This is a genomic window from Lacisediminimonas sp., from assembly GCF_030645335.1.
GTDB lineage: Bacteria > Pseudomonadota > Gammaproteobacteria > Burkholderiales > Burkholderiaceae_D > Lacisediminimonas.
Genome location: NZ_JAUSNH010000206.1, coordinates 1 through 5,034, shown reverse-complemented (window position 1 = coordinate 5,034; position 5,034 = coordinate 1). Strand labels below are relative to the sequence as shown.

General features: G+C 62.4%; 7 protein-coding genes. 2 read left to right on the top strand and 5 right to left on the bottom strand.

Annotated elements, in window-relative coordinates; translation table 11 throughout:
* Together Q7T64_RS14385 and Q7T64_RS14380 are read right to left on the bottom strand one after the other, a co-directional pair.
* On the bottom strand, window positions 1-265 hold a 265-nt coding region (locus tag Q7T64_RS14385; RefSeq protein WP_304797104.1), incomplete at its 3' end, for a hemerythrin domain-containing protein.
* Window positions 258-1,427, bottom strand: coding sequence for an MFS transporter (locus tag Q7T64_RS14380; protein ID WP_304797101.1), 1,170 nt, complete (start codon window positions 1,425-1,427; stop codon window positions 258-260). The genes Q7T64_RS14385 and Q7T64_RS14380, both read right to left, overlap by 8 nt.
* A gap of 74 nt (window positions 1,428-1,501) precedes the next feature.
* Here Q7T64_RS14380 and Q7T64_RS14375 point away from each other — a divergent pair, with 74 nt between their 5' ends.
* A complete protein-coding gene (locus Q7T64_RS14375; protein WP_304797098.1) occupies window positions 1,502-2,431 on the top strand; it encodes a tRNA threonylcarbamoyladenosine dehydratase in 930 nt (309 codons plus the stop codon).
* 5 nt (window positions 2,432-2,436) lie between these two features.
* Here the strand turns inward: Q7T64_RS14375 and thpR are convergent, their stop codons facing one another.
* Together thpR and Q7T64_RS14365 are read right to left on the bottom strand one after the other, a co-directional pair.
* Window positions 2,437-2,949: an RNA 2',3'-cyclic phosphodiesterase gene (gene thpR / locus Q7T64_RS14370; RefSeq protein WP_304797095.1), complete on the bottom strand. Its 513-nt coding sequence runs from the start codon at window positions 2,947-2,949 to the stop codon at window positions 2,437-2,439.
* Complete coding sequence (locus tag Q7T64_RS14365) at window positions 2,946-3,824, bottom strand: metallophosphoesterase (RefSeq protein WP_304797091.1); 879 nt, start codon at window positions 3,822-3,824, stop codon at window positions 2,946-2,948. Before Q7T64_RS14365 ends, thpR begins: the two co-directional genes overlap by 4 nt.
* Window positions 3,825-4,133: 309 nt before the next feature.
* Between Q7T64_RS14365 and Q7T64_RS14360 the strand changes: the two genes are divergently transcribed.
* On the top strand, window positions 4,134-4,385 hold the full coding sequence (locus tag Q7T64_RS14360) for a hypothetical protein (protein ID WP_304797089.1): 252 nt from the start codon (window positions 4,134-4,136) through the stop codon (window positions 4,383-4,385).
* A 157-nt stretch (window positions 4,386-4,542) separates the two neighbouring features.
* Here Q7T64_RS14360 and Q7T64_RS14355 read toward each other — a convergent pair.
* A partial coding sequence (locus Q7T64_RS14355; protein ID WP_304797087.1) for an IclR family transcriptional regulator C-terminal domain-containing protein occupies window positions 4,543-5,034 on the bottom strand: 492 nt, incomplete at its 5' end.

Sequence of the window (5,034 nt, the reverse complement as noted above, 5' to 3'; positions counted from 1 at the left end):
TGGCATCGTCGCCGCCAGCCGTTGCCTCCAACATCGGCAGCAAGTCTTCTTCTTCGTCGGCGTGATGCTGGTGTGCCGACTGATTAAAATAGCGCAGTACCGCCGTGGCTGCTTGTGCTGCGTCAACGGTGTGTCCCTCTTGCTGCAAATGTTGCCGCAAGCGTTCCAGGGTTTCAAGTTGTTTGCGTATGCGGTCGTGACAGTGCTTGAGCACGGCAATGGGTTGGTCGAACCCGGGCGCCGGCGTGACGAGTGGATCAGCCATCTGGTTCTCCTTTTGACTGGTTTGCCTTTTTCCAGGCGATCGGGACGCCAGCGCCAATCATGGCGGCGATGCCCCAGAAGACAACGACTATACCAAGTGCAGCGCCAGCGCCGCCAAAGGCGATCGGCAGGATGACCTGGCTGGCATTGCCCATGGTGGTACGAACGCCGATTGCCTCGCCACCCCGCCCCGGCGGCGCCGTGCGGTGCAGCAGGGCCAGCAGGTTGGGCTGGGTCGAGCCCAGCGCAACGCCCAGTGCGGCGGCGACTGCCATGATCGTGATCGGCTGGTTCATGAAAGGGAACAGCAGGTAGCACACCACCGACAGCACCAGCGCACTGGTGAGGATCTGCCATTCGCTGAAGTGACGCGCGATCATGGGCAGGCCAAGCCGGACGGCGAAGGTGGCGATCGAGAACACGCCCAGTATCAGGCCGATGGTGGAGGCGGAAAATCCGAGTCGTGAACCGTGCAGCGGCATCACGAACGTGAACAGGTCCCATGCTGCTGCCAGCAGGATGCCGATAAAGAAAATGCTGCGCATTTCGGGCGCACGCAACAAGTCGATCGCCCGGCCTTTTACCCTTGGCGGCGTGACCCGGCCGCGATCCAGCTGGCGGATGCCGCCGCGCGCCACGACGATCAATCCGACCGTGCTGGTGAAGGCGAATACGCCATAGGCGACGGGGTAGCTGGCGTAGTCGATCAACAGGCCGGCCAGCACCGGTCCCGAAAAGCTCGATGTCGAGAAGCCGGCCGACAGCCAGCTGAAGTTGGCGGCCCGGTTGTTGTCGTTGCTGACCACGCCCACCGCATGCTGGACGCCGATATGCACGGCGGTAAAGCCCACACCAATCAGGATGGCGGACGGATACAGCACCTGCATGCCGGGCAAGGCGGCGGGCAACAGGCTGCCCAACAGCGACAGCAGCGCGCCGATCGCCATCGGCCGGGCAAAACCTACCCGGTCCGCAAAGCGGCCCAGCGGCACAGCCAGCAACATCGGGAAAAATGCGATCAGGCCAATCAGGATGCCAACTGAAAACTCGGACGCTTGCTGTGACAGTGCGTACAGCGCGGTCGTGACGCGCACGCCGGCCAGCGTGACGTGCACGACGATGGCGACAATGATCAGCTGCAGGAAAGGGGGAATTCGCGGCACGGCAGTACGGCAGACCGGCTGTTGAAGTGTTAAAGAAGCATTTTAGAGCAGAAGCCGACTTTCTGTCCGGTAAAATGTCCGCCATGGAACGCCTGGTCGACACTGCTGCTTGTCAATTGCATAAAGAAACCGATGCGGTCGCCCGCGTCGGCATTGAGATCGACTTTGAGCGCCGCTTTGGCGGCATTGCCCGCTTGTATGGCGCTGCCGGACTGGCGCGCTTTCGCACTGCGCGTGTTTGCGTGGTCGGCGTGGGCGGGGTAGGCTCCTGGGCGGTGGAGGCGCTGGCGCGTAGCGCAATCGGCCATATCACCATGATCGATCTGGATAATGTGGCCGAGTCCAACATCAATCGCCAATTGCATGCGCTGTCGGACACGCTGGGCATGGCCAAGGTCAGCGCGCTGGCAGCACGGATCGGCCAGATCAACCCGTTTTGCGAAGTGGTCGAGGTCGAGGATTTCCTGACTGAAGACAATCTCGATGCGATGCTGGCGACGCAGCGTTTTGATTACATCATCGATGCGATTGACAATGTCCGCGCAAAAGCCGCACTGATTGCCTGGTGTCGCGAACGACAGGTGCCGCTGATCACGATTGGCGCCGCTGGCGGGCAACTGGACCCGACCCGGATCGAAATCCGCGACCTGGCGCGAACCGAGCAGGAGCCCCTGCTGGCCAAGGTGCGCAAGCGCCTGCGCGCGCACTACCGTTTTCCGCGCGGCGAGAAAAGCCGGTTCGGCATCGATGCCGTATTTTCGACAGAACCGTTGCGATTTCCGGTCGCGGCATCCGGCGCGGCGATCGATTCGACCGATGCGGCGGATGCAGAAGATGCCTGCGCCATCCCGGCTGATCCTGCCCACGCCGCCAATATGGGCGACGGCGTTACCGGCCTGAACTGCGCCGGATTCGGCTCATCGGTTGCGGTCACGGCCAGTTTTGGACTGGCCGCGGCAGCGCGCGTTTTGCAGCGCCTGGCGCAGCCAGACGCTGCTGCCTGAACGCCTCAGTCGTTCAATACCTTGTAGTTGACGCCAGCCGTGCCGGGTCGGGACGACACCAGCACGATGCGCGTCGGCTGCCACAGGATCGGCGCGATCTGCATCATGTCCGGCGCGTCGGCAGCCCTGGCCAGCGTGACGTGCGGCCGGAAAGTCCCGCTGTGATCAAATTCGAATCCCGCCTGTTTCAGTTGGTTGGCCAGCGCGCGCTGTGCCGCCAGCAATTCGGGCGGCGGATGCTGCATGCCCGCCCATGCAATACGGTTGCGCTTGAAATAACCTAGTCGGTCGATGACCAACATGATGGCGGGCAGCGAAAACTGGCGGGCGATTGCCTGCAACGCCGGTATTTGTTCAGTCTGCTGCTGGCCAAGGAACACCATCGTGATGTGCAGATTGTCGGGCTGGACGCGCCGGCCTTGTACTGCCGGCAGCAAGGCCGCCAGCGCGGCACGTACGGCGGCTGGAGGCCAGAGCGCAAGGAACAAGCGCTCGGATGCGCGATGGCTTTGGCTCATTGGCACAGGCCCTGGCCCTGGTCGGAAAATTCGGATGGTCCGGCAGCGAGGAAGTCCCACGAGTAGCCGCCCTCGCGCAGTGCCAGTTTCAGCACACCCAGCGTGTTGTTGTTGCGCGCCTCGGTGCTGGCCAGGGGCCAGCTCAACCAGGAAAACATCGCGCCGCCGGTGCCGACAACGAACTGGCGTGCGCCGCGCCGGTCGGCCCGGCCGTTGCCGTCCATCGGAGCGAATCGTTCGTAATGATGGTCATGCGCGGCCAGCACCACGTCAACGCCGCCGGCAGTCAGCGTGCGCCACACTGGCTGCATGAATGCGCTGTTGCCATGACCGCCCGAGCTGAACGGTGGGTGGTGGAAGAATGCCAGCGTGCAAACGGACTTGCTTGCCGCCAGTTCCGCCTTGAGCCATGCCAGTTGCGCAGCAAACGCATCGCCACGCAGTGCGCTGTTGAGCGCAATGAGCTTCCAGCTTCCGGCCGTGGTGGCGTAGTAGCCTTTACCCGATGGGCCGGCCTGGCTGCCGAAGTAGCCGTAATAGCCTGGCGCACCGGCCGTGTAGTAATCATGGTTGCCGGGCGACGGCAGGGTGCGCGCCTTGAAACGGCCCCAGGTCGGGGCGTAGCAATTGCTGAATTCGCCTGGCAAGCCCACAGGATAGGTATTGTCGCCCAGCGTCAGCACCGTGGCCGATGGATCTTTTTCCAGTTCCCGCTCGACCAGCCTGGCGGTCTTTTCGGCGCCACTGTCCGGCGCCGGCAGATGCCGGCAATCAGCAATATCGCCGGCCGCCAGCAATACTGTGGGCTTGCCCGGCAGCACTACATCGCGTATCTCGGGGCCGGTGCGGCATCCCTGCAGAGACACAGCCAGCATGGCGATGGCGCCCAGGCGCCAGATGGCGGAGTATCGGACGGGAAATGGATAACGGTAAATTGACATATAAGGTACAGGGGGCTGCGGCTACGGAAATGCTTGGTTCGAAAATGCCTGGTTCACGTGGTCCTGCGGCAAGGCTTTGTGTCACAGTAAGGCTGCCAGATTGTCGCATGCCGGTCTGCCAGGACTTTGGCTTGAACGCAGCGAGCCTGGCGGCGTCGTATTCAATTTCAACGGGACTCGCTTCCGATCAGGGGATAAACCTGCGGCTTGCGGGACAGGTGGTGTGATCTGGAGAGCAAAGAAATGGCTGACAAGCAAACCTGCGATAACTACGCCGAGGAAATGGCGCGTCGCTTCGAAGAATTCGTGCATTGGTCGCGGGACAACTGGCCGATACCGGCGTCTCCCTTGCTGGATTCCGACTTCGCTGGCTGCAGGATGGAGCTGAAGAGAATCCTTGGTCAAAGGCTGGACCAGGCGCAGAGCGGGCATGAGGCAGACCCTGCCAGCGGAGGGGCGCAGTATGTCAGCGCAAATCCGGCGCCCTGGCCTTGATCCGGGCTTGACCGGAGGCTGCGGTGACTTTTCGGTGCGCTGTCATCCGATGCGCTGCCGTTGGATGCGACGACAGTGGATACGGCGTCAATCGAGGGATTTCCGTCCGGATTGACTTCGTCGGACGACGACGCCAATCCGGCACGGCAGGCCCGCTCTACGGAAGCAGGATGGACAGGTCCTGCGCGACCTTTTGCAGTACCGGCAGGAAATCCGCCACCATCTGGGAGCTGCTGACGCGCGTTGATTGGGCGCCAATGTTCAGGGCCGCATGCACGGTACCGGACGCGCCGCGTACCGGCACTGCGATCGAATGCAGGCCCACTTCCAGTTCCTCCTCCACCATTGCATAGCCTTGCTCGCGCACTTCAACCAGGATTTCGCGCAGTCGGGTGGGCGAAACGACGGTTTTGTCCGTGTAGGCACGCAGCGTCGTCGCGGCGAAATATTTTTCCAGTTCGAGGTCCGAGTAATGGGCAAGGATCGCCCGGCCCAGTGACGTGCAATAAGCGGGCAAGCGGCTGCCGGTATTCAGCGCCACCGACATGATCCGCGACGTGGCCGAACGTGCGACGTACAGGATCTCGTGGTCGTCGATCACTGCCAGTGAGCAGGATTCATTGAGTTGCCGGCTGATGCTGTTCAGGTA